Genomic DNA, 26074 nt, shown 5'->3' with positions numbered 1-26074 from the left:
GCAGATGATTTTTTGAATAAACAACGGCTTAGAGATTCGCCAATTTTCAGTCGCTTATATCACCTAATTTAGTCATACCGCTCATCGTTCAATTTCTTGACGCGAGGCCTCCGGTCTTCTTAGCTAGTCCTTACTACCCCCGGAATTATCTCCCTGGGGCAGGCCTCGACATCCCGCCACTGCGGGCCGCCAGGGTTTGCCCCAATGAAATCGGTCGCCCCTCATTCGGGGTAGGAGGGACACCAAGACGAGAGACAGCATGCGATTGCAAGGTAGACCTCCATGAACACTTCACTCCACCACCACGAATTCAAACTGACCCTGTACACCGTTTCGACTTCGCTACTGCTGTGTACCTCCATGGAGGTTCAGGCGTCGTCCGCCGACGACGAGACGACTCCCTGGTATCGTCAGGATGTCCCAACGTTTGCGTTCCCTGCTCCCGAGGCGCCGCAGAGCGGGCATTTCATCCACCAACCCGGCCTTGAAAACCAGTTACTGACGATCGAACAGGCGGCCCCTTCTGCCTGGCAACGGGTGTACGGCGAACCCGCCCGTCAGGCTGAACAGGATGTACTCAATTCGCAGTTTTCCAGCAGCGCCAGCCATCCGGCCGTCAACAGCCCAGCGTTCCTGACCGTGCATGGCAATGGCGGCAGTACGCAGCGCATGGGATTGGTGGGTGGCACCCAACAGATCCAGAGCAATGGCAACGGCACGCTGATCGGCCCGGCACTGGCCGACCCGAATACCGACAGCCTCAATGTCGCTGGCGAAAGCCTGGGCGCCTACTGGAGCCTGACCGGTGCCAGCGGCTGGCACGTGGACTTGACCGCCAGCGGTGGCCGGGTCAGCGGCTACAGTCGCAACAGCCAGGGTGACCGCCAAGCCACCGAAGGCCGGGCAGTGACCTTGTCGGTCGAGGGTGGATTCCCCATCGGCATCAGCAAGAACTGGGTGATCGAACCCCAGGCGCAATTGATCAACCAGCGCATCAGCCTGGAGGCCAGCAACGCCGGCGGCGATGCCCCCTCCAGTGACCTGAACTCATGGAGCGGCCGCGTCGGTGCACGCTTGAAAGGTAGTTATGACATCAATGGCCTGCCGGTCGAACCCTATGTACGTACCAACCTGTGGCACACGGTCAATACCAGTGCCACGGTTACCCTGGACCAGGTCGACAAGATCAGCAGCAGTCGCAACTCATCGACCGTTGAACTGGGTCTGGGGTTGGTGGCCAGAGTGACACCCACCGTGAGTCTGTATGTCAGTGCCGATTACAGCAGTGACGTGGACGACAATGACCTGAACGGGCTGATTGGCAGTCTTGGCGTGCGGATGCGCTGGTGAACCGGCACCGCCCGGTCCTGCCGGTCATCCTGGATGCCGGCAGGGCCTGCGGACGCTTCACCGGTGCGTCACCTCCGTACGTCAGGTGGCGAACTCACCCTCCGGGCGCAGGATCAGTACCGCCAGTGGCGGCAGGTTCAACACCAGCGACAGGGCCTGGCCATGACTGCCCTCCTCTTCGGCCACGACACCGCCCGCATTGCCGTAGTTGGAACCGGCATAGATCCCCGCATCGCTGTTGATCAGCTCATTCCAGCGGCCGGCGAACGGCACCCCTACCCGATAAGCCGGCCGGGGCACGGGGGTGAAGTTGGCCACCACCAGCACCGGGCACCCGTCCTTGCTCCAGCGCAGCCAGGCGTAAACGCTGTTGATCGCATCGTCGCCGATCAACCACTGGAAGCCTTGTGGCACGTCGTCCTGTTCATGCAGCGCCGGTTCCTGCCGGTACAACTGGTTGAGATCGCTCACCAGCTTTTGCACGCCACGGTGCTCCGGGTATTGCAACAGGTACCAATCGAGTTGCTGGTCGTGATTCCACTCGCGCCACTGGCCGAACTCGCACCCCATGAACAACAGCTTCTTGCCCGGATGGGCCCACATGAAACCGAGGTAAGCCCGCAAGTTGGCGAATTTCTGCCAGCGATCGCCGGGCATCTTGTCGATCAGCGAATGCTTGCCATGCACCACTTCGTCGTGGGAGATCGGCAGGATGAAGCGCTCGGACCAGGCGTAGACCAGGCCGAAGCTCAATTCGTTGTGGTGATGGGCGCGGTACACCGGATCCTGTTGGATGTAGTGCAACGAATCGTGCATCCAGCCCATGTTCCACTTGTAATCGAACCCCAGCCCGCCGTGTTCGGTGCTCTGGCTGACCCCCGGCCAGGCGGTGGATTCTTCGGCAATCACCAGGGCCCCCGGTGCTTCCAGGTCGACCACATCGTTGAGGTGGCGGACAAAATCGATGGCCTCCAGGTTCTCCCGTCCGCCATGGCGGTTGGGCACCCACTCGCCGGCCTTGCGCGAGTAGTCGCGGTAGAGCATCGACGCCACCGCATCGACCCGTAGCCCGTCGACATGGAAGTGCTTGAGCCAGTGCAACGCCGACGCCAGCATGAAACCATGCACCTCAGTGCGCCCCAGGTTGTAGATCAGCGTGTCCCAGTCCTGGTGAAAGCCTTCCTGCGGGTTGCCGTACTCGTACAGCGCCGTGCCATCGAACTGCGCCAGGCCGTGGGTATCGGTGGGAAAGTGCGCGGGCACCCAGTCGAGGATCACGCCAATGTCCGCCAGGTGGCAGGTATTGACGAACGCGGCGAAGTCATCGGCCGAACCGTAACGGGCGCTCGGGGCAAATTGCGCCAGTGGCTGATAGCCCCAGGAACCACCGAAAGGATGCTCCATGATCGGCATCAACTCGATGTGGGTGAACCCCAGGGTCTTCACGTAAGGGATCAGGCGCTCGGCAAGCTCTGCCCAGTTGTACTGCCGAGCGACTTCACCGGCATCGTCGACTTCGCACTGCCAGGAACCGGCATGCAGCTCATAGATCGACAACGCCGCGCTCGACCGCTGACGCTCGCCGCGGCGTTGCATCCAGTCAGTGTCCTGCCAGTCGATGGTCAAGGGCGCGGCGACTTTCGACGCTGTGTCGGGGGGCATCTGGGTGGCCAGCGCCATGGGGTCGGCCTTGAGCGGCAGGATCCCGTGCTCACCGAGGATTTCGTACTTGTAGGCTTCTCCCGCCTGCAGGCGCGGAACGAACACCTCCCAGACCCCGGTCAGATGGCGCAGGCGCATCGGATGGCGGCGACCATCCCACACGTTGAAATCACCGACCACCGAGACCCGGCGCGCATTGGGGGCCCAGACCGCAAAGCGCACACCGTCCACACCGTCGACGGTCTTCAATTGTGCGCCTAGGCAGGCGCTGAGCTCCCGATGGTTGCCTTCGGCAAACAGGTACAAGTCCATCTCGCCCAGCAACGGACCAAAACTGTAGGGATCCTCCGAGGTCTGTTCGCCGCCGGCCCATTGGGTGCGCAACAGGTAAGCCTGTGCCCGGTCGAAATGGCCAACGAACAACCCGGGTACTTCGGTGGCACTCAAGCTGCCGAGCTGCTCACCGGAGTCACGGGCGATCACCTGCACGCTCAAGGCGTCCGGCAGGTAGGCCCGAATAAACTGGCCGCCCGCGTCGTCGGTATGGGGGCCGAGTATCGCAAACGGATCCTGGTGTTCGGCGCGCACCAGCGCCTCGATGTCCCGCGCCGCCGGAAGCAGCGCCTCTTTCACATGTCCCCGCTCTTTCATGACAGCTCCTTCATGACAGCTCTGCACCGTCTTCAGAAAAGGGTTCCAGGTCACTCAACAACCCGTACAAACCGTGCAACGGCACGGCCAACCAACCGGGACGATTTTCAGCTTCATACACCACTTCATAGGCCGCCTTCTCCAGACTGAACAACACCAGCGCGGCGTCTTCAGCCTCGGGATCCTGCCAGGCATGCTCAAGACTAGCTGTCGCGCGCCGGTACGCCCGGACAAATGCCTCGCGGGATTCACGCACATAACGTTGCGTCACGCGCTGGCGCGCGCCTTCGGCGTGCGCGCTGCCGTCGACGCCCTGCCCGCCGCGCGCCATCGCGGCCGCGTAATCAAACGAGCGCAACACGCCACTGACATCCTTGTAAGGGCTGTGCTTGCCCCTGCGCTCATGCAAGGGGCGCGCCGGCTCGCCCTCGAAGTCGATCAGGTAGGCATCGCCCTTGATCACCAGCACCTGCCCCAGGTGCAGGTCACCGTGGACCCGCATGCGCAATCCACCCACGGTTTTTTGCGCCAGTGCCTGAATGTGCTTGAGGATCGCCTTTTTCTGCCCCAACAAACGCCCCGCCCGCACCCGATCCATCGGGCTCAGCGCGGCCTGGTGCTGTGCCAACTGTTGCAAGGCACTGTCCAGTTGTCGCGCAATCGCCTTGGCCTGCGCCTGTTGGTCCTTGTGCGTGCTGACCTGCGAACCGAAGGCCGGGTCGTCGCTGGGCGCTGCCAACACCTGGTGCATTTCCCCCAGGCGCCGCCCCAGCATAGTGGCGAATTCTTTCAGTTCGCCGAGCGCGTTGTAGTGTCGCTCCTGTTCGGACACGGCATCGGCCAGTTCATCGCGGATCGCCCGCTCCAGATTGCTCTGGGTCCACTCCCAGGCATCGCCCTGATTGCTCAGATAGCCTTGGGCGATCATCAACAGCGTGTCTTGACCCTGCCCGTCGCGGCGTACCACCGAACCTAGCAATGGCGAGATATGGCGGAATCCGGCCGCCGTCAGGTACCCCCCCATCTCCCGCTCCGGATGCACGCCGGCGCAAACCTGGCGAATCAGCTTGAGGACCAGGCTGGCGCCGATTACCACCGAGCTATTGGACTGTTCGGCCGTCAAGTAACGCACCGGCGATTCTGCGCTCAGCCCCAGCTTCGTCAGCCCCGGGGTGGGTTCGAAGCGTATCTCGCCGTCGTCCAATGCCAGCACGGTTTGCGTCTGCATCGCCTGCAACACGGCATGGACAAAGCTGTCGAGGTTGAACGCGTCGGTCATCAACCCCACCTGCCGGCCTCGGCGGACACGGGACAGGGCCAACTGTTGCGGCAAGGCCGCCGCCACCTGATCCTCGGCCAGGAAACCGAAAGGCAACTGGTAGCGGCTGCTCACCCCGTTACCGGTGACCTCGATTTCGCTGAGCAGCACAGGATGCTGCGGATCGCCAAAGCGCACACCATAGGCAATGTGCACGCTGTCGATGCGGCTGCCCTTGCCGGCGAACCAGCGTCGATTGAGCAGCCAACTCGGCAACACCTCCTGCTCCAGAAGGGTGCGTGAAGGGGCCTCGAGCAACTCCTCCATGCGCTGTTTCAGTACAAGGGTGGTGAAGTCCGGCAGGCTTTGCGCCGGCTCCACGTGCCAGCTGGGCATCTGGTTCTCGCTGGCCAGCACGAACCAGTAGAAGCCATAAGGCGCCAGGGTCAGGAGAAAGTTCAGTTGGCCGATGGGCGGGAACGCATTGCCGCCGAGCATCTCCACCGGAACCATACCGGCAAACGCCGACAGGTCCAGCTCCGCCGCCTGGGCACTGCGCGAAACGTTGGCCACGCACAGAATGATTTCCGGCTTGCCGTCTTCACCAGTGTATTCGCGTGTATAGGCCAGAATCCGTCGATTGCTCGGTGACAGCATCTTCAGGGTGCCGCGGCCGAACGCCTTGGACTGTTTGCGAATGGCCAGCATGCGCCGGGTCCAGTTCAGCAGCGAATGGGGGTCCCCGGCCTGGGTTTCGACATTGACCGATGGGTAGCCGTACAACGGGTCCATAATCGGTGGCAGCACCAGGCTGGCCGGGTCGGCCCGGGAGAAACCGCCGTTGCGATCAATCGACCATTGCATGGGGGTGCGCACCCCGTCACGGTCCCCCAGGTAGATGTTATCGCCCATGCCGATTTCGTCGCCGTAGTACAGGGTCGGCGTGCCCGGCATCGACAACAGCAGGCTGTTCAACAGTTCGATACGCCGCCGATCGCGCTCCAACAAGGGGGCCAACCGTCGGCGAATGCCCAGGTTGATCCGCGCGCGACGGTCGGCGGCGTAGTAGTTCCACAGGTAGTCGCGCTCTTTGTCGGTGACCATCTCCAGGGTCAGCTCATCGTGGTTGCGCAGGAAAATCGCCCATTGGCAGTGGGCCGGAATTTCCGGGGTCTGGCGCAGGATATCGGTGATCGGAAAGCGGTCTTCCTGGGCCAGCGCCATGTACATGCGCGGCATCAGCGGGAAGTGAAACGCCATGTGGCATTCGTCACCGTGATCGCCATGAGTGTCGCCAAAGTACAACCGGGTGTCCTCGGGCCACTGGTTGGCTTCGGCCAGCAGCATGCGGTCAGGGTAATGGGCGTCGATCTCGGCGCGGATCTGCTTGAGCACCTCGTGGGTCTCGGGCAGGTTCTCGTTGTGGGTGCCGTCCCGCTCGATCAGGTAGGGAATGGCGTCCAGGCGCAGGCCGTCGATGCCCATGTCCAGCCAGTAGTGCATCACCGACAGCAGCGCTTTCATGACCTTCGGGTTATCGAAGTTAAGGTCCGGCTGGTGGGAATAGAAGCGGTGCCAGAAGTACTGGCCGGCCACAGGGTCCCAGGTCCAGTTGGACTTCTCGGTGTCGAGGAAGATGATCCGGGTACCGTCGTACTTTTGATCGTCATCGGACCAGACATAAAAGTCCCGTGCCGCCGAACCGGACTTGGCCTTGCGCGCCCGCTGGAACCAGGGGTGTTGGTCGGACGTGTGATTGATGACCAGTTCGGTGATCACCCGCAGCCCACGCTTATGGGCCTGGGCAATAAACCGCCTGACGTCGGCCAGGGTCCCGTAGTCGCTGTGCACGCCCCGGTATTCAGCAATGTCGTAGCCGTCATCGCGCCGTGGCGAGGGGTAGAACGGCAACAGCCAGAGGGTGTTGACGCCCAGGTCGGCGATGTAGTCGAGCTTGGCGATCAAGCCGGGAAAGTCACCGATCCCATCGTTGTTGGCATCGAAATAGGATTTCACGTGCAACTGATAGATCACCGCGTCCTTGTACCAGAGCGGGTCATTGCTGAAGGTGGCTGACCTCGTTTTCTTCGCCATGGGCAACTCCCATCGATGAGTGATCATCAAACCGATATGCGCCAGATCCCGAACGGCTGATGCCAGGGCTCGATGCGCATGAACTGATACTTGCCGTGCCAGTCCCAGCGATGGCCGTTCATCAAGTCCTCGCCGTGGGTGGTCGCGTCATCCGGCAAGCCCATATCCCACAACGGCAACTCGAAATTCGCCTCCTGGGCGTTATGTGGATCCAGGCTGACCGCCACCAGAATGAAATTGCTGCCGTCCGCGCTGCGCTTGCCGAAATACAAAATATTGTCGTTCCACGCGTTGTAGATCTTCAGGCCCAGATGCGTATGCAGCGCCGGATTCTGCCGGCGAATGCGGTTGAGCTGGGCGATCTCGGCGATGATGTTGCCTGGCGCCGTGAAGTCGCGGACGCGGATCTGGTACTTCTCCGAGTCCAGGTACTCCTCCTTGCCCGGCACCGGCGCCGATTCGCACAGTTCAAAGCCCGAATACATGCCCCACAGGCCCGAGCCCATGCTCGCCAGGACGGCGCGGATCAGAAATCCGGCACGGCCCGAGGCGTGCAGGAACTGCGGATTGATGTCCGGGGTATTGACGAAAAAGTTCGGTCGGTAGCACTCGCGCCACGGTGACTGGTTCAGTTCGGTGAAATAGGTCGCCAGTTCCTGCTTGGTATTGCGCCAGGTGAAATAGGTGTAGCTCTGGGAGTAACCGACCTTGCCCAGGCGCGCCATCATCGCCGGCGTGGTGAAAGCCTCGGCGAGGAAAATCACCTCGGGGTACAGCGCCCGTACATCGCCAATCAGCCATTGCCAGAACGGCAAGGGCTTGGTGTGCGGGTTGTCGACCCGGAACAGCTTCACCCCCTCCTTCACCCAGCCCACCACAATGTCGCGTAACTCCAGCCACAGACCGGGGATTGCATCGTGCGTATAGAAGTCGACGTTGACGATGTCCTGGTACTTCTTCGGCGGGTTCTCGGCGTATTTGATCGTGCCGTCCGGGCGCCAGTTGAACCAGCCCGGATGTTGCTTGAGCCAGGGATGGTCCTGGGAGCACTGAATGGCGAAGTCCAGGGCAATCTCCAGCCCATGGTCGGCGGCCGCGGCCACCAGGCGACGGAAGTCCTCGCGGCTGCCCAGTTGCGAATGAATGGCCTCGTGCCCGCCCTCATCGCTGCCGATGGCATAGGGACTGCCCGGGTCATCGGGACCGGCCACCAGAGCGTTGTTGGGGCCTTTGCGAAAGCTGCTCCCGATGGGGTGGATCGGCGGGAAATACAGCACGTCGAAGCCCATGTCCTGGATCATCGGCAGGCGCGAGTGCACGTCGTCGAAGGTGCCATGCCCGGTGGGATCGTCGGTAATCGAGCGGGGAAACAGCTCGTACCAGCTGGCAAACTGCGCACGGGTGCGCTCCACGTCCAGCGGATACTCGGGGCTGAGACTGATGTAGGGGCGCTGATCGGCCGCCGCCATCAATTCGGCGCTGCGCGGATGCACAAACAGCGCCACCTGCTCGGCTTCCAGCAAGCCCGACAGCTCGTGGTGCAGGGCGACAAGTGCTTCACTCACAGCCCCGTCACTGCGCTGCGAGGCGTGCTGCACCAGATTGCGGCCTTCCTGCAGTTCCAGGCTGATCGACACCCCGCCCAGGTGCTTCTTTTCCAGCTCATGGCAGAAACTGGCGAACGGGTCGAGCCAGGCCTCGATACAAAACCAGTAGTACCCGGGCGCCGCGACCTTGAACTGGCCTTGCCAGCTGTTGTTACCCAGGTTGCTCATTACTTCGCTTTGCCAGCACTCATCGGCGTCATTGCGCCAGCGCACGCGCACCGCGAGCCGGTCATGGCCGTCCGCAAACACCTTGCTCGTCACGGTCACCACCTGCCCTTCGATGGCCTTGACCGCAAACTGGCCGCCATCGATCACGGGCGTGGTGTCCTCGATCGCAATGCGTGGCAGCAACAGCGCCTGTGACAGCGGCAGTTGCGGGTTGTAGTTCAGTTCCGTCGGTTTCCCGGTCGTCATCGAGCATCCCCCCTACGCCCCGTGGACGCGCTAGTAGCCAGTCGTGTCCTGCCTTGCGGACCCTGCTTAAGGTTCCGAGCATCGGACCTCGGGCAAAGTTCAGTCGAATCCGCACCTGCCTCGATGGAATCAATGCGCAGACACGATGGTCCATCGAATAAGCCAAGCACAAAAGAGGCCACACTGATGAGTATTCCGATCCCGCCTGAAACGCCTGATCCGAACATTGATCAACCCGTCTTGCCGCCGGACGAGCCACCCCCTGAGCCCGAGGAGGATCCGGTACCACCCGGTCCGCAACTGCCAGCGGGAGACCCGCCGAGTGAAGAGCCGCCCGCCAGGGCATAAAAGCCTGGCCGATTATCCGCACCGCTGGTGACGATCCGATGTCGGCGCACCGGCCATCGGAAAGAGGCACTGGCCACTGATCGACTGCACCGAACCACGGTGCCAGATGTGCGTCCCAAGGGATAAGATCGGCTAAGAAACGGAGAATCCCATGACGGTACGCATCGACCATCAGACCTGTTTTTTCATCACCGAAAACGGCGAAGAGATTCGCCTGGCACCCGACGTGACCCTCATCACCGACGATCAGACATTGATGTCGGCGGTCGACCTCGATGGCCAGCGGTTCTACATCACCGAAGCAGAAGCCGACGCATTGACCGTAGCAGGCGCCGTCGACGAGCGCAGACGCCTGTAGCCCGGCGGCGGTGATTCGGTGATTTACCTGACGCAGATCACGGACACCGGCAGCCCCTTGATATAGGCGCGGCTACCGCGCCTGGCGGGGTGCATCAAGTTGTCGCAGGGGCCGCTCGACGCCCCATCTGATCCGCTTTTTAATCCAATATCTGAGTCTGTTATGCAAACAGTTCGACGCTCATAGTTCACGGGCCTGATGGAGGCTGATGAGCGAAAGACCATGAGCGATAAAATCCCCGTCCGATTAGTAGAAACATTCGAGCCTTCGCGTCCAAAGATGAAGGCCAAATCCAGCGACAACCAGATTCACACCCGAAGCTTCACCGGATTGTTCCGCAACTTGCGCCTTGGCGGTGCGGGGTTTCTGTTTCTGGCGTTTTTTGGCACCGTGTGGCTGAACTGGGGCGGGCGACAAGCCGTGCTTTGGGACCTTTCGCAAAGCAAATTCCACATCTTTGGCGCGACCTTCTGGCCACAGGATTTCATCCTGCTCTCGGCGCTGTTGATCATCTGCGCCTTCGGCCTGTTCGCGATCACCGTGTTCGCCGGACGCGTGTGGTGCGGCTACACCTGCCCGCAAAGTTCGTTCACCTGGCTGTTCATGTGGTGCGAAAAGGTCACCGAGGGCGAGCGTAACCAAAGGATCAAGCTGCAGGCCGCGCCCTGGAGCCTGAACAAGCTGCTGCGCCGCTCGGCCAAACACACGATGTGGCTGGCCATCAGCGTCCTCACCGGCCTGACCTTTGTCGGTTACTTCACCCCTATCCGCCCGCTGGCCACTGAACTGCTGACCTTGCAAATGGGCGGTGTGAGCCTGTTCTGGGTGCTGTTCTTCACCGGCGCCACCTACATCAATGCCGGCTGGCTGCGTGAGGCGGTGTGCATGCACATGTGCCCGTATGCGCGGTTCCAGAGCGTGATGTTCGACAAGGACACCCTGACCATTTCCTACGATACGGCCCGTGGCGAAAACCGCGGCCCGCGCAAACGTCACGTGAAACCGGCCGACGCCGGCCTGGGTGATTGCATCGACTGCCAGTTGTGCGTGCAGGTCTGCCCGACAGGTATCGACATCCGCGACGGCTTGCAGATGGAGTGCATCGGTTGTGCGGCCTGTATCGACGCCTGCGATTCGATCATGGACAAAATGGGCTACGCCCGTGGCCTGATCAGCTACACCTCCGAGCACGAATTGCAGGGGGGCAAGACCCACCTGCTGCGGCCGCGCTTGATCGGCTACACCGCCGTGCTGCTGGTGATGATCGGTGCGCTGGTGCTGGCGTTGATGGAGCGGCCCATGGTGTCGCTGGACGTGAGCAAGGACCGGGGCCTGTTCCGGGAGAACAGCCAGGGGCAGATCGAGAACATCTACAGCCTCAAGGTCATCAACAAGACCCAGCAGCGCCAGGACTATCACCTGTCGTTGGTGGAGGGTGAAGGCTTCCAGTTGCAGGGCCGGACCGAACTGAGCCTGGCACCAGGTGAGATTCTCGACGTGCCGGTGTCGGTGGCCATGACCACCTACCAGGCACAGAGCAGTTCGCAGAAGATCACCTTCAAGATCACCGACAGTGACGAGCCGCAGATCTACAGCGAAGCGAAAAGCCGGTTTGTTGCGCCGATGAATCGTTGATCCCTTACACTGCGGTGCTGCCATTCGCGGGCAAGCGGAACGCCGCCCGGCCCGCTCTCACAAGAACTGCGCAATACCTGTGGGAGCGGGCTTGCCCGCGAAGAAGACACCTCGTTTTTTCTGAATGACATCTATCGGGCTTTCGATGAAACGCTACGAAAAATTCGCCGACGACATTGCCGAACTGATCCGCTCCGGGGTGCTCGGCCCCGGCCAGCGCGTGCCGTCGGTGCGCTACGCCAGCCAGACCTACGGGGTCAGCCCCTCCACGGTGTTCCAGGCCTATTACCTGCTGGAGCGTCGCGGTCTGATTCGCGCCCGCCCGCGTTCCGGTTACTTCGTCAATACACACGCGCCGAGCCCGTTTTCGGAGCCGGTGATCAGCAGCCAGGTCAACGAGTCCACTGAAGTCGACGTCAGCGAACTGGTGTTCTCGGTACTCGATTCGATCAAGGACCCGAACACCGTACCCTTTGGCTCGGCCTTCCCCAGCCCGACCCTGTTTCCCTTGCAACGGCTGTCACGCTCGCTGGCCAGCGCCAGTCGCGAGATGGACCCGCGCATGGTGGTCACCGACATGTCGCCCGGCAACCCGCAACTGCGTCGGCAAATCGCCCTGCGCTACATGGTCGGCGGCTTGATGCTGCCCATGGAGGAACTGCTGATTACCAACGGTGCCCTGGAAGCCCTGAACCTGTGCCTGCAGGCGGTGACCGAGCCCGGCGACCTGGTGGCCATCGAGGCCCCGGCGTTCTACGCCAGCCTGCAAGTGCTCGAACGCCTGAAGCTCAAGGCGGTGGAAATCCCCGTGCACCCCCGTGACGGCATCGACTTGGGCGTACTGGCACAAACCCTGGAGCGCCATCCGATCAAGGCCTGCTGGTGCATGACCAGTTTCCAGAACCCCATGGGCGCGACCATGCCCGAGGCCAAGAAGCAGGAGCTGGTGGAACTACTGCGCCGCCATCAAGTGCCGCTGATTGAAGATGATGTGTACGCCGAGCTCTACTATGGCCAGCAAGCCCCCAAGCCGGCCAAGGCCTTCGACACCGAGGGACTGGTGATGCATTGCGGCTCATTTGCCAAAAGCCTGGCCCCCGGTTACCGCATCGGTTGGGTCGCCGCCGGGCGTTACGCACAGAAAATCGAACGGCTGAAATTGATGACTTCGCTGTGCGCCTCGATGCCGGCCCAGGCGGCGATTGCCGACTACCTGCAACACGGCGGCTACGACCGTCATCTGCGCAAACTGCGCTATGCCCTCGAAGAGCAGCAAAGCGCCATGCTCGCCGCCATTGCCCGCTATTTCCCGGCCCAGACCCGCGTCAGCCAACCGGCCGGCGGCTACTTCCTATGGCTGGAATTGCCGGCACAGATGGATTCGTTGAAGTTGTTCCAGATGGCGTTGGCACAGGGCATCAGCATTGCACCAGGACCGATTTTTTCACCGACCCGGCGCTTCAGGAATTGCATCCGGTTGAATTACGGCAGCCCGTGGACTGAAGATTCTGAGAAGGCGATGGAGACACTGGGACGGATCGTACGGTCGTTCTGAGGGTTCGATGTTGTCCAGGCTATCGATCCTCGCGTGTATGCCACAGGCGCAGCAAATAGAGGGTGGAGCCCTGTATCTCGTAACGCATCTCGTAGTGGCCGATGATAATTCTGCGCACATCCCGTGGCTCAAACTCTTCAAGCCGTTCGCCAATGCGTGGATTAGCCAGCAACGTGGCTGGAGCAGCCGTGAGCTGTTGAACCGTATGCGCGGCAGCAGGTTGGTTCACCGCGGCCAGAAACTCGTACAGCCGGGCAATGTCGGAAAGCGCCTTGCTGGTCCACTTCAACTCCATCAGCGCGGAACTGGCAGCGGGGAGTCGGTACTGAGGCTATCGGCCCAGGCCTGGACAGCCTGATGATCAATCACGCGGCCAGCGTCCACATCAGCCAAGGCCTCACGGGTCAGGCGACTGCGCTCTTCTTCCTGGTCTATCCAGGCGGACAGAGCCTGCTTGACTATCCAGTTCTTTGAACGCTCCAGGCGCTCAGCGATCTCGTCAACCCTTTCGGCGAGTTCGACAGGGACATGAGCCGTCACGGATCGGGTTTTGGCAGTGGTTGCCATGATCATTACTCCAATGCCGCGCAATCACGCATCACTATGATTAAAATTCAATCATAGTTAATAACTTCGAATCGTCAAGCCGTGATGTCAGGCTCGGAGCGGCAACACACGCCATCAAAAAGGTTGGCGAGACAGGACACTAGCGCCCACCCCCCAGGTCGACAAAGGTCCCGGTGGAATAGGACGCCTTGTCCGACAGCAACCAGATAATCGCTTCGGCGACTTCATCCGGGCGACCGCCGCGGGCCATCGGAATGCCCGACTCCAGCTTGCTGACCCGATCCGGATCGCCGCTCAGGGCATGGAAGTCGGTGTAGATGTAGCCCGGGCGCACCGCGTTGACGCGGATGCCTTCTCCGGCGACTTCCTTGGACAGGCCGATGGTGAACGAATCCAGCGCGCCCTTGGAGGCCGCGTAGTCGACATACTCACCCGGTGAGCCGAGTCGCGAAGCGACCGACGAGACGTTGACGATGCTGCCACCCTGCCCACCGTGCCTGGGCGACATGCGCAACAGTGCGTGCTTGGCACAGAGGATCGGCGCCAGGACATTGGTTTTCATGATTTTCAGGATGCGGAACTCGGACATCTCCTCCACCCGCGACTTCTGGCCGACGGTGCCGGCGTTGTTGACCAATGCGGTCACGCGCCCCAGTTCCTGGTCGACCCGCTGGAACAGACTGATCACTTCATCTTCGATACTGACATCGGCGCGTACGGCGATGGCCTGGGCGCCAAGGTCGCGCACCTGCTCCAGCACCCGCTGTGCGGACTGCTCGTCGGACTGGTAGTTGATGCAGATGCGGTACCCCTGCCTGGCCGCCAGCAACGCCGTGGCGGCACCGATCCCCCGACCGCCACCGGTGATGACGATGACTTTGTCCATGCTGATCTCTCCCCCTGGTCTGAGCTGAAGCCTTGCGTGCCAAGAATACCTGCCAGCGCCGGCTTTTGCATGTCCTGGGTCAGGCAAACCCGGTATCCGGCAGGCTTGCCGAGGGCGGAAAACCCACTGCTGCCTGCCCTGGCAAGCCAGCGCCCACCGGTCAGACGAGGTTCGTGGCGATCAGCTGGCAGCCCGTTGCTCGGCGCGGTGGATGTCGACCATGAAGCGCTCGGCCGGCAACGGGTGACCCAACAGATAACCCTGCAGCGAATCGCAGCCCAACTGCGTGAGGAAGTCCTGTTGCACGCCGGTTTCCACCCCTTCGGCGACAATGCGCAAGCCCAGCGCCTGCCCCAGGGCGACGATGGCCGACACGATGGCGGCGTCGTCACTGTCGTGCTCCAGGTCACGGACAAAACCGCGGTCGATCTTCAGCTCGTTGGCCGGCAGGCGCTTGAGGTACATCAAGCTGGAATAGCCGGTGCCAAAGTCATCGATGGACAGGTCGACCCCCATGTCCGACAGCTGCTGGAGTACCGTCATGCTGGCGTCTGCATCGCTCATGGCGGTGGTCTCGGTGATTTCCAGGGTCAGGCTGTTTGCCGGCAGGTCATGGGCCGCCAGGGCGTTGGCAACGCTTTGCACCAGGCCTTCGTGACAGAACTGCAAGGCCGACAGGTTGACCGCGATGCGCCAGTTGGCATACCCCTGAAGGTGCCACTGACGCATCTGCCGGCAGGCTTCGTTGAGTACCCACTCACCAATCGGGATGATCAACCCGGTTTTTTCCGCAAGCTCGATGAAGCGGTCCGGCAGCATCATGCCCTGGGTCGGGTGCTCCCAGCGCAACAGTGCTTCGGCCCCCACCGGCTGACCGTTGCTGGCGTCAAACTTGGGTTGGTAGTAGAGGCTGAAGTGCTGGTGCTCGACCGCGTTGCGCAGGTCCTGCAACAGCTGCAGCTGCCGGCGCGCATCAGTGTTCATCGACGCATCGAAGAACCGGTAACCGTTCTTGCCGGTGCCCTTGGCGTGATACATCGCCGCATCGGCATTCATCAGCAGCTCTTGCGGCGTTGTGCCATTACCGGGATAGATCGCGATACCAACGCTGGCGGAGATCTGCAGATCGTGCTCCCCGACCCGGAAGGCACGCGCGATCAGCCCCACCTGCCGTGCGGCCAGACGCAAGGCATCGTCCGCTTCGGCGAGCTGCACCAACAGGACGAACTCGTCCCCACCGATGCGCGCCAGGGTGTCCTGGCTGCGCAAATCCTCACGCAGGCGAACGCCCACCTCGCACAACAACTGGTCGCCCATATGGTGACCAAAGGCGTCGTTCACCGGCTTGAAGCCGTCCAGGTCAATGAACATCAGCGCAAAGCAGCCGCCCTGCTCCTGCACCCGCTGCATGGCCTGGTCGATACGGTCGGCCAGCAACACGCGGTTGGGCAGCCCGGTGAGCGTGTCGTGCAAGGCCAATTGGGTCAGTTCACGGTTGGCCAGGGTCAGGGAATTGGCCAACTCGGCGGTACGCGCCTCAAGGCGCGCATCGAGGATGGAGGTCAGCAGCGCGATGCTCAGCACCGCCAGAGTGGTGACCAGTACCAGGTTGTCCAGGCCCTTGCCGCTCAAGCCATCGAGGGCGGCGCCGCAAAAGCTGCCGTCGGCGAATTGCGCGGCAGCCATCCCGGTGTAGTGCATGCCAACGATGGCAATGCCCATGATGATCGCCGCCCCGGCCCGGGCAAAGCGCACGTACGGGGTGTTCTGGCGCAACCGGAAGGCGATCCACAGTGCCGCGGCCGATGCCCCGACGGCAATCGCCAGCGAGGCACCGAACAGGGTCGGGTCATAATCGATGCCGGGAGTCATGCGCAGGGCGGCCATGCCGGTGTAGTGCATGGCACTGATCCCGGCGCCCATGATCAAGGCACCAAATGCCAGTTGCCAGGCCGGCAGGCGTGGCTGGCTAACCAGCCACAGGGCAAAGCCACAGGACACCACCGCAATCACCAGCGACAACGCGGTGATTGCGAAGTCATAGCCCAGGTTGATCGGCAAACTGAAGGCCAGCATGCCAATGAAGTGCATGGACCAGACCCCGATCCCCATGGCCAGGGCGCCACCGGCCGTCCACAGGTGGACCGCCCGCCCCTTGGCCGTGGCGATACGGCCGGTCAGGTCCAGTGCCGTATAGGACGCAAGTATCGCTACGCAGAGCGAGATAAGAACCAGGGCGGGGGAATAGCTACCGATGAGCATCAGACTTCTCGACAAAGCCCTACCATGCTGCGTCCGTGCTCGTGGGGCGAAAGTGGGCGATTGTACTGATTCCGTCGCCGAACGCACCTGCAAAGTAGCCAAAAGGCCAGTAGTCGGACGAAAAGTCTGTAACAAGCCCAGACATGCCCTTACGGGATGTAAGGGTGTGTTCCAGAAGGGGTCGAAATCGCGCTTTCATGTGGCGAGCGAGCTTGCTCGCCACGGGGTGGGCTGCACCATCATCGATGCCTATTTGCTTGCGCTGGCCTGCAACTGCCCGTCCCATCCGCCACCCAGCGCGGCGATCAGCTGGACGCTGGCGATCAGGCGACTCTGCTGCAAGCTCAGGACGCTGCGCTCATTGCTCAGGGCCGTGGCCTGCACCACCACCACGTCAAGGTAGGCGATCAGCCCGGCCTTGTACTGGTTCTGGGTCAGGCGCAGCGACTCACGGGCGGCGTCCAGCGCTTGCTGACGCACCACCGCTTCATCTTCGAACACCTTGAGCTGTACCAGGTAGTTTTCCACCTCGCGGAAACCATCGAGCACCGTCTGGCGGTACTTGGCCACGGTCTGGTCGTAGACCGCCTCGGTACGGTCGACTTCAGCCGTTCGCTGACCGCCGTCGAACAGGGTCATGGCCAGTTTCGGTCCCACCGACCAGAAACGGTTCGGCAAGCTGATCAGGTCGGCCGAGGTACTGCTGCTGTAGCCACCGGACAAACTCAGCGACAGGTCCGGATAGTAAGCGGCCTTTGCCACGCCAATGTTGGCGTTGGCGGCGATCACCGAGCGTTCGGCGGAGGCGATGTCCGGGCGCCGCTCCAACAGTTGCGACGGCAGGCTCACCGGCACTTGGGGCAAGGCCGGGATGGTCTGGATTTCCGCCAGGCTGAACTGCGCCGGTGGCAAGCCCATCAGCACGGCAATGGCATTCTCGAATTGCGCGCGCTGCCAGATCAGGTCAATCAGGTCGGCCTGGGTGCTTTTGAGCTGGGTTTGCGCCTGGGCCACCGCATCCTTGCCGGACACACCGGCGCGGTACTGGTTTTCGGTCATGATCAAGGAGCGCTGGTAGTTGTCCACCGTGGCTTGCAGCAGGCGCTTTTGCTGATCGATCACCCGCAGCTGCAGGTAGTTCTGCACCAGTTCCGACTGCTGGCTCAGGCGCATAGCCGCCAGGTCGGCGAAGCTCGCCTGGGCGCTGGCTTCGTCGGCTTCCAGGCCCCGACGCAGCTTGCCCCAGATATCGGCCTCCCAACTGACACCCAGCTCCGTACTGTAGGTGTTGCGGATGCCGCTGCTGGAGTTGCTCAGGCTCGAACTGCTGCTGCCAGAGCCCTGGCTGGAACGGGTTTTCCCGCCGCTCAGGTCGACCGTCGGATAGAACGCACCACGGGCACTGCGCACCAGGGCCTGGGCCTGACGGTACTGTGCTTCGGCTTGCGCGACGGTCTGGTTGGAACGGTTGAGCGTGTCGATCAGGCCATTGAGTTGTTGATCGCCATACAGCTCCCACCAGGCCCCCCGCGCCAACGCATCGCTCGGAGCGGCCTGACGCCAGCCTTCAGCCTGCTCGTAGTGGGCCTGCGAGGCAACGCTCGGACGCTGATAGTCAGGGCCAATCGCGCAGGCGCTGAGCATCAGGGCGCTGAGGGAAAGGCTCAACAACCGCGAGCCGCGGGCCGTGACCAGACGTCGGGTCGACAGGGTGTCGAGGTTGAATGGGCAGCGGTCAGTCATAGCGCGGTTTCCAGGGCAGCATCGGTACGAACCCCACGCCAGCGGTTGACCCGATGGCGCAAACGGTCGAGGTAAAGGTAAACCACCGGGGTGGTGTAAAGCGTCAGCACCTGGCTGAAGATCAGCCCGCCGATGATGGTCAGGCCCAGGGGCTGGCGCATTTCCGCGCCCTCGGCGCTGCTGAGCAACAGCGGCAAGGCGCCGAGAATGGCCGCCAGCGTGGTCATCAGAATCGGGCGCAAGCGCAACAGGCAGGCACTGCGGATCGACTCCAGGGGCGCCATGCCCTGTTGGCGCTCAAGTTGCAGCGCCAGGTCGATCATCAGGATGGCATTCTTTTTCACCACGCCGATCAGCAGGAACAGCCCCAGCAGGGAGATCAGGCTGAACTCGCCCCCCAGCGCGTAGATCGACAGCAGCGCGCCGACCCCGGCCGACGGCAAGGTGGAAAGGATGGTCAGCGGGTGTACATAGCTTTCATAGAGCACTCCCAACACCAGGTACACCGCCAGCAACGAGCCAAGGATCATCCACGGCTGGCTCTTCTGGGTGGCGGCGAAGGCATCGGCAGTGCCGGCCATCTTGGCAATCACTTCTTCCGGCAGGCCGAGCCTGGCGATCGCCCGTTCGATCGCGGCACCGCCCTGCTCCACCGTCACCCCTTCGGCCATGTCGAACGACACGCTTTCAGAGGCGAACTGCCCTTCATGGCTGACGCGGTCGTTTTCCAGGCTGTTTTCGTAGTGGGCAATGGCTGACAGTGGAATCCGCGCGCCGGTCGAGGTGATCACCTGCACCTGATTGAGGGTGATCGGGTCCTGGGCGTACTTGGGATTGACCTCCATCACCACCTGGTACTGGTTCAGGCTGTCGTAGATGGTGGAAATCTGCCGCTGGCTGTAGGCGTTGTTCAGCACCGAGGTGACCATGTCCATGTCGATGCCCAGGCGCTTGGCCTGGTCGCGGTCGACCACCAGCGTCACCTGCGCCGCCCCGGCGCCTTCCCGGGCGTCGATGGCGGTCAACTCCGGCAACGCCTTGAGCGCGGTCACCACTTTCGGGTACCACTCGCGCAATGCCGACAGGTTGCCGCTCTGCAGGATGTAGCTGTACTGGGACGACTGTTGCTCGCGGCCGCCACCGAACTGCAGGTCCTGGTCGGCCATCAGCATCAACTGGGCGCCGGGCACCTTGGGCATTTCCTTGCGCAGGCGCTCGATGACCTTCTGCGCCGACAGCTTGCGCTCCTTGACCGGTTTCAGGCGTACCAGCATGAAGGCGTTGTTGATGCCGTTGCTGCCGCCGATAAACCCGGCGACGCTTTCCACGGCAGGGTCTTTCAACACCGCACGGCGGAAGATCTCCATTTTCGGCTGCATCACACTGAAGGACAGCCCGTCGTCACCCCGGACAAAACCGATCAGTTGACCGGTGTCCTGCTGGGGGAGGAAGGTTTTCGGCACCACCACATACAACGCGACGTTGACGCCGATGGTAATGAACAGGCTGAACAGGGTCAGTCGCGGATGACGCAGCACCCAGTCCAGGCTGCTGGCGTAGTGCTTGACCATCCAGTCGTTGGCCTTGCGACTGCCCCGCTGCAGGCGGTTGTCCCGACCCGGCGTGTGGGGTTTGAGCCAGCGGGCACAGAGCATCGGGGTCAGGGTCAGGGACACCACCAGCGACACCACGATCGCCGCCGCCAGGGTGATCGAGAACTCGCGAAACAGGCTCTCGATGATCCCGCCCATGAACAGGATCGACAGGAACACCGCCACCAGCGACACGTTCATCGACAACAGGGTGAAACCGACTTCCTTGGCCCCCAGGTAGGCGGCCTTCATCGGCGCAATACCGTCATCGATGTGCCGGGAGATGTTCTCCAGCACCACGATGGCATCGTCCACCACCAGGCCGGTGGCGAGGATCAGCGCCATCAGCGACAGGTTGTTCAGGGAGAACCCGTAGAGGTACATCACCGCAAAGGTGCCGACCAATGACACCGGCACCGCCAGCGTGGGAATCAACGAGGCGCGGAAGTTGCCAAGGAACAGGAACACCACCAGGATCACCAGCGCCACGGCGATCAGCAGGGTCATTTCCGCTTCATGCAGGGTCGCCTTGATCACCGGCGAGCGGTCCATCGCCAGGTTCAGTTTGACGCTGGACGGCAACACGGCCTGCAACGCGGGCAACTGGGCCTTGATCTCGTTGACCGTCTCGATGATGTTGGCGCCGGCCTGGCGGTTGATCACCAGCAACACCGCCGAGTCGTCGTTGAAGAAGCCACTGTTGTAGCGGTCCTCGACGCCATCGGAGACCTTGGCCACATCGCTCAGGCGCAACACCGATCCGTTCTGGTAGCGAATGATCAGCGGCTCGTAGTCCTTGGCCCGTTCCAACTGGTCGTTGGCCTGCACCTGCCACATGCGCTGGTCGTCTTCGATCGAGCCCTTGGGCCGGCGCACGTTGGCGTTGGCGATGGTGTTGCGCACGTCATCCAGGGCCACGCCGTACTGGTTCAGCAGTTGCGGCTCAAGCTCGATGCGCACCGCCGGCAGGGAGCTGCCGCCGATCTGCACTTCACCCACACCCGGCACCTGGGACAGGCTTTGCGAGAGGATGGTCGAGGCCAGGTCATACAGCTGGCCTTTTTCCAGCACGTCGGAGGTCAACGACAGCACCATGATCGGCGCCTGGGACGGGTTGACCTTCTTGTAGGTGGGCATGCTGCGCATGCCGCTGGGCAGCAGGTTGCGCGAGGCATTGATCGCCGCCTGCACTTCCCGCGCCGCGCCATTGATGTCGCGGTCCAGGTCAAATTGCAGGATCACCCGGGTCGAGCCCTGGCTGGAGCGGCTGCTCATGGTATTGACCCCGGCGATCGCACCGAAGGATCGCTCCAGCGGCGTGGCCACGGTGGACGCCATGACCTCGGGGCTGGCACCCGGCAAACTGGCCTGGACCACGATCACCGGGAAGTCCATTTGCGGCAAAGGCGACACCGGCAACAGGCCGAAACTGACGCCACCCAGCAGCATGATTGCCAAGCTCAGCAACATGGTCGCTACCGGGCGCTTGATGAAAGGTCCAGACAGGTTCATGGCTGCTCTACCGACTCCAGACGCTCAGGCGCACGCCGCCAGCGTCGACCGAGACGGTCGAAATACAGATAGATCACCGGCGTGGTAAACAGCGTCAATACCTGGCTGACCAACAAGCCGCCCACCATCACCAACCCCAGGGGTTGGCGCAGTTCAGCGCCGGAACCGGTGGCGAGCATCAAGGGCACCGCCCCGAACAGGGCCGCCAGGGTGGTCATCAGGATCGGCCGGAACCGCAGCAACGCCGCCTGATAGATCGCCGTCGCCGGGTCCATGCCTTGATTGCGCTCGGCCTCCAGGGCGAAGTCGATCATCATGATCGCGTTCTTCTTGACGATGCCGATCAGCAGGATGATGCCGATAATGGCGATCATCCCCAGGTCGTTGCCACTGAGCAGCAACGCCAGCAAGGCGCCGACAGCGGCCGAAGGCAAGGTGGAGAGAATGGTGATCGGGTGAATGTAGCTTTCGTACAGCACCCCCAGCACGATGTACATGGTCACCACGGCCGCCAGAATCAGCAGCAAGGTGCTCGACAGCGAAGCCTGGAAGGCCTGGGCCGCACCCTGAAACTCGGTCTGCACCCCGATCGGCATGCCGATTTCCTGTTCGACCTGTTCGATCAACGCCACCGCTTGCCCCAGAGCCACCCCGGGCGCGAGGTTGAAGGACACCATCACCGCCGGGAACTGGCCGATATGGGCAATCGCCAGCTGGGCCTGGCGCTCTTCGATCCGGGCCAGGCTGGACAGTCGGACCTGGCCGCCGTCGGTGCTCTTGACGTAGATCTGCTCCAGCGCCTGCGGACCGATTTTCTCGCCATCCCTGGCCTGCAATACCACGCGGTACTGGCTGGCCTGGGTGTAAATGGTCGAGATCTGCCGCTGGCCGAAGGCGTCGTACAGCGCGTCCGTGATGTTGGACACCGACACCCCGATGCGCGAGGCCGCGTCCCGGTCGATCACCAGGTACACCTGCAAGCCCTTGTCCTGCAGATCGCTGGCGACATCGGTCAGCTCGGGCTGGCGGGCCAGCGCTTCGACCAGGCGACCACTCCACTGACTGAGCAGTTCGGCATCCGGAGACGACATGCTGAACTGGTACTGCGTGCGGCTGACCCGGTCCTCGATGGTCAGGTCTTGCACCGGCTGCATGAACAGGCGAATGCCCACCAGGGTGTCCAGTTGCGGCTGCAGGCGGCTGATGACCTCGGTCGCGCTCAGGTCGCGTTCCCGGTGGGGCTTGAGATTGATCAGCAAGCGGCCGCTGTTGAGCGTGGCGTTGTCGCCATCCACGCCGATATAGGAAGAAAGGCTCTGCACCGCTGGGTCCTTCAGGATGACCCTGGCCAATTCCTGTTGACGCACACTCATGGCCGCGAACGAGATCGACTGCGGCGCTTCGGAAATCCCCTGGATCACCCCGGTGTCTTGCACCGGGAAGAAGCCCTTGGGCACCACCAGGTACAGGACCACCGTCAGGCCCAGGGTGGCGATGGCGACCAACAGGGTCAGCGGCTGGTGCTTGAGGACCCATTGCAACTGCCGGCCATAGGCTGCGATCAGCCAGTCGATCCACGCACCGCTGGCCCGGTAGAAACGGCCCTGCTCTTCAGGCTTGGGTTCACGCTTGAGCAGGCGCGCGCACATCATCGGCGTCAGGGTCAGCGAGACCACCAGGGAAATCAGGATGGCCACCGCCAGGGTGATGGCGAACTCGCGGAACAACCGCCCGACCACGTCCGCCATGAACAGCAGCGGGATCAACACCGCGATCAGCGACAACGTCAGCGAGACCAGGGTAAAGCCGATCTGCTTGGCGCCCTTGAGCGCTGCCTGCAAGGGGCTGTCGCCCTCCTCAATGTAGCGCGAGATGTTTTCCAGCATGACGATCGCATCATCCACCACAAAGCCGGTGGCGATGGTCAGGGCCATCAAGGTCAGGTTATTGACCGAGAACCCGGCCAGGTACATCACCCCGAAGGTGCCGATCAACGACAAGGGCACGGCAATCGACGGGATCAGGGTGGCGCTGGCGCGACGCAGGAACAGGAATGTCACCATCACCACCAGGGCAATGGCAATCAGCAGTTCGTGCTGCACGTCGGTGACCGAGGCCCGAATGGTCTGGGTGCGGTCGGTCAGCACCACGACGTCGAGGCCGGCCGGCAGGTTATCGGTGATGCTCGGCAACAGGGCCTTGATCCGGTCGACCACCTCGATCACGTTGGCCCCGGGCTGGCGCTGGATGTTGAGCAGCACCGCCTGGTTTTCATTGGCCCAGGCCGCGAGGCGCTCATTCTCCGCGCCGTCGACGATCTGCGCCACATCCTTGAGCCGCAACGGCGCGCCGTTGTTGTAGGCCAGGATCAGCTCGGCGTAATCCTTGGGCGAGGTCAGCTGGTCGTTGGCGTCGAGCATCGACACCCGGGTCGGGCCGTCGAAGTTGCCTTTGGGCTGGTTGACGTTGGAGGCGCCGATCAGGCTGCGCACGTCCGACAGGTTCAAGCCGCTAGCCGCCAGGGCCTGCGGATTGACCTTGATCCGCACCGCCTGGCGTTGACCGCCGGCAATGCTGACCATGCCGACGCCACTGATCTGGGCGATCTTTTGCGCCATGCGCGTGTCGACCAGGTCATTGAGCTTGGGCAGCAGCATGGTCTTGGAGGTGATCGCCAGGGTCAGCACCGGGGTGTCCGCCGGGTTGACCTTGTTGTACACGGGAGGCGCCGGCAGGTCGTTGGGCAGCAGGTTGGTCGCGGCATTGATCGCCGCCTGCACCTGCTGCTCGGCCACGTCCATGTTGATCTCGAGGTTGAAACGCAGGGTGATCACCGAGGCGCCGCCGGAACTGGTCGAGGCCATCTGGGTCAGGCCGGGCATTTGCCCGAACTGGCGCTCCAGGGGCGCGGTGACCGCACTGGTCATCACATCCGGGCTGGCGCCCGGGTACAGGGTCATGACCCGGATGGTCGGGTAGTCGACCTGCGGTAACGCCGACACCGGCAACAGCCGATAGGCGATCAAGCCAGCCAGGACAATGGCCAGCATGCTCAGGGTCGTGGCAACCGGCCGCAGGATGAACAGGCGCGAGATGTTCATGCGCCGCCCTTGAGGGCCTTGCCGGTGGCAGCGGGTGCGGAGGCGCCATCAGTGGCCTGGCTGTGCAGGCTGTCCGCCGGCGATGCCGGTACCGTGTCGCTGTCGTTGACCACTTCGACCTCACTGCCCTCTTTCAAGCGGTCTGTGCCTTCCAGGACCACCCGATCACCAGGCTTCAGGCCCTCCAGGATCACGGTGTTGTCGCCGTCGCTGGCGCCAATCTTCAAGGTGCGGATGGTGACCTTCTTGTCACCGTCCAGGGCATAGACGAAGGTGCCGTTGGTGCCGAACTGAATGGCCGCCGAAGGCGCCAGGATCACCCCCTTGAGGGTGTCGGCGAGCAGGCGGACGTTGACGAACTGATTGGGGAACAGCGCCTGGTCGCGGTTGTCGTAGCGCGCCTTGAGCTTCAGGGTGCCAGTGGTGGTGTCGATCTGGTTGTCCAGGCTATGCAAGAGGCCACTGGCCTGCAGCTTGTTGTCGCCACGGTCCCAGGCCTCGACCGGCAGCCTGGCGCCGGAGCGGTAACGGGCCAGCACCACGTCCAGGCTGTTTTCCGGCAGGGTGAACACCACGCTGATCGGCTGGGTCTGGGTGATGATTGCCAGCGCGGTGGTGTCGTTGGCGGCCACCAGGTTGCCGACATCGAGCTGCCGCAGACCAACCCGACCGGTGATCGGGGCGCGGATTTTGGTGAATTCAAGGTTGAGCTTGGCGTCGTTGACCGCCGCCTGGTTGGTCTTCACCGTGCCCTGATACTGCCCCACCAGCGCGGCGGCGGTGTCCAGGGTCTGCTTGGCGATACTGTCTTCGGCATACAGGCCGCGATAACGCTCCAGGTCCACCAGGGCATTTTTCAACTGTGCCTGGTTCTGCAACAGGGTCCCTTCGGCCTGGAGCAAGGCATTCTGATAAGGACGCGGGTCGATCTCGGCCAGCAGGTCGCCGGCCTTGACCATCTGCCCTTCTTCAAAGGCGATTTTCACCAGTTCGCCGCCGACCCGGCTGCGCACATTAATGGTGTTCAACGCCGTGACCGTGCCCAGCGCCTTGTAGTACAGCGGGAAATCCCCCAGCACCGCCGGGGCCACCCGTACCGGCACCGCCCCCGTCGCGCCGCCAAATCCGGGGCGCATTCCGCCTGCCCTGCCGGCATGGCCGTTCGCGGCTTTTGCCGCGGCGCCGTCCTTTTGCGTCGCCGCGCTTGGCCAGAACATCCAGCACAGGCCGGCAATGACCAACAGAACCAATAGGCCGAACAGCCAGCGACGAGGATTACGGGAAGCAGAGGATTGCATGGAGTGATCAACCATTGGGCGCGTGGGCATCTTGATACAGGAGGCTGAACGATAAGCACTAGTGGCTTATAAGCAAAGCGCCTTTACCGGCAATTTACCTTCAGCTGACGATTGCGAGTGTTTGCTAAATTACTGAAGCACAAATGAAAACGGCCTGGGCAGTGCCAGGCCGTTAACAATT

Annotated in this window: 16 protein-coding genes; 5 read left to right on the top strand and 11 right to left on the bottom strand. The window is 62.4% G+C overall.

Annotation, left to right across the window (positions count from 1 at the left end):
* The first annotated feature begins 282 nt into the window (after positions 1-282).
* A complete protein-coding gene (locus CKW07_RS06425) occupies positions 283-1350 on the top strand; it encodes an autotransporter outer membrane beta-barrel domain-containing protein (protein ID WP_095144112.1) in 1068 nt (355 codons plus the stop codon).
* An 81-nt stretch (positions 1351-1431) separates the two neighbouring features.
* Here the strand turns inward: CKW07_RS06425 and glgB are convergent, their stop codons facing one another.
* Genes glgB through CKW07_RS06410 form a run of 3 tightly spaced genes read right to left on the bottom strand, consistent with a single transcriptional unit; the run spans position 1432 to position 9036 of the window.
* Entirely contained in the window at positions 1432-3663 is a 2232-nt protein-coding gene (glgB, locus tag CKW07_RS06420; RefSeq protein ID WP_095144111.1) for a 1,4-alpha-glucan branching protein GlgB, read from the bottom strand.
* Positions 3664-3673: 10 nt separating this feature from the next.
* Positions 3674-7015, bottom strand: coding sequence for a maltose alpha-D-glucosyltransferase (gene treS, locus CKW07_RS06415; RefSeq protein WP_095144110.1), 3342 nt, complete (start codon positions 7013-7015; stop codon positions 3674-3676).
* A 26-nt stretch (positions 7016-7041) separates the two neighbouring features.
* A complete protein-coding gene (locus CKW07_RS06410) occupies positions 7042-9036 on the bottom strand; it encodes an alpha-1,4-glucan--maltose-1-phosphate maltosyltransferase (protein WP_095144109.1) in 1995 nt (664 codons plus the stop codon).
* Positions 9037-9222: 186 nt separating this feature from the next.
* On the opposite strand from CKW07_RS06410, the gene CKW07_RS25425 reads away from it, so the two are divergent.
* The 4 genes from CKW07_RS25425 (at position 9223) to mapR (ending at position 12932) form a co-directional block, all read left to right on the top strand.
* Complete coding sequence (locus CKW07_RS25425) at positions 9223-9384, top strand: hypothetical protein (RefSeq protein WP_176465286.1); 162 nt, start codon at positions 9223-9225, stop codon at positions 9382-9384.
* 151 nt (positions 9385-9535) lie between these two features.
* Positions 9536-9742 carry a DUF3203 family protein gene (locus CKW07_RS06405; protein ID WP_095144108.1) on the top strand — a complete coding sequence of 69 codons (207 nt, stop codon included), beginning with the start codon at positions 9536-9538 and terminating at the stop codon, positions 9740-9742.
* A gap of 222 nt (positions 9743-9964) precedes the next feature.
* Positions 9965-11377, top strand: a complete 1413-nt coding sequence (gene ccoG, locus CKW07_RS06400) for a cytochrome c oxidase accessory protein CcoG (protein ID WP_095144107.1) — start codon at positions 9965-9967, stop codon at positions 11375-11377.
* 145 nt (positions 11378-11522) lie between these two features.
* Positions 11523-12932: a GntR family transcriptional regulator MpaR gene (gene mapR / locus CKW07_RS06395; protein ID WP_095144106.1), complete on the top strand. Its 1410-nt coding sequence runs from the start codon at positions 11523-11525 to the stop codon at positions 12930-12932.
* A gap of 19 nt (positions 12933-12951) precedes the next feature.
* Here mapR and CKW07_RS06390 read toward each other — a convergent pair whose 3' ends face one another.
* The 8 genes from CKW07_RS06390 to CKW07_RS06355 form a co-directional block, all read right to left on the bottom strand.
* Positions 12952-13227: a type II toxin-antitoxin system RelE/ParE family toxin gene (locus CKW07_RS06390; protein WP_095144105.1), complete on the bottom strand. Its 276-nt coding sequence runs from the start codon at positions 13225-13227 to the stop codon at positions 12952-12954.
* Entirely contained in the window at positions 13227-13499 is a 273-nt protein-coding gene (locus tag CKW07_RS06385) for a CopG family ribbon-helix-helix protein (RefSeq protein WP_095144104.1), read from the bottom strand. Before CKW07_RS06385 ends, CKW07_RS06390 begins: the two co-directional genes overlap by 1 nt.
* A gap of 139 nt (positions 13500-13638) precedes the next feature.
* Positions 13639-14385 (bottom strand): SDR family oxidoreductase, encoded by a 747-nt coding sequence (locus CKW07_RS06380; protein ID WP_095144103.1) that lies wholly within the window; start codon positions 14383-14385, stop codon positions 13639-13641.
* Positions 14386-14565: 180 nt separating this feature from the next.
* Entirely contained in the window at positions 14566-16647 is a 2082-nt protein-coding gene (locus CKW07_RS06375) for a bifunctional diguanylate cyclase/phosphodiesterase (RefSeq protein WP_095144102.1), read from the bottom strand.
* 249 nt (positions 16648-16896) lie between these two features.
* Positions 16897-18390, bottom strand: coding sequence for an efflux transporter outer membrane subunit (locus CKW07_RS06370; protein WP_095144101.1), 1494 nt, complete (start codon positions 18388-18390; stop codon positions 16897-16899).
* Entirely contained in the window at positions 18387-21494 is a 3108-nt protein-coding gene (locus tag CKW07_RS06365) for an efflux RND transporter permease subunit (RefSeq protein ID WP_095144100.1), read from the bottom strand. The genes CKW07_RS06370 and CKW07_RS06365 overlap by 4 nt, the downstream gene beginning before the upstream one ends.
* Positions 21491-24595, bottom strand: a complete 3105-nt coding sequence (locus CKW07_RS06360; protein ID WP_095144099.1) for an MdtB/MuxB family multidrug efflux RND transporter permease subunit — start codon at positions 24593-24595, stop codon at positions 21491-21493. The genes CKW07_RS06365 and CKW07_RS06360 overlap by 4 nt, the downstream gene beginning before the upstream one ends.
* Entirely contained in the window at positions 24592-25908 is a 1317-nt protein-coding gene (locus CKW07_RS06355; RefSeq protein WP_095144098.1) for an MdtA/MuxA family multidrug efflux RND transporter periplasmic adaptor subunit, read from the bottom strand. The genes CKW07_RS06360 and CKW07_RS06355 overlap by 4 nt, the downstream gene beginning before the upstream one ends.
* Positions 25909-26074 lie beyond the last annotated feature (166 nt).

It is taken from the genome of Pseudomonas sp. Irchel s3b6, assembly GCF_900187415.1.
In the GTDB taxonomy this organism is placed as follows: Bacteria; Pseudomonadota; Gammaproteobacteria; order Pseudomonadales; family Pseudomonadaceae; genus Aquipseudomonas.
This window is presented reverse-complemented; position numbering and strand designations above follow the sequence as displayed.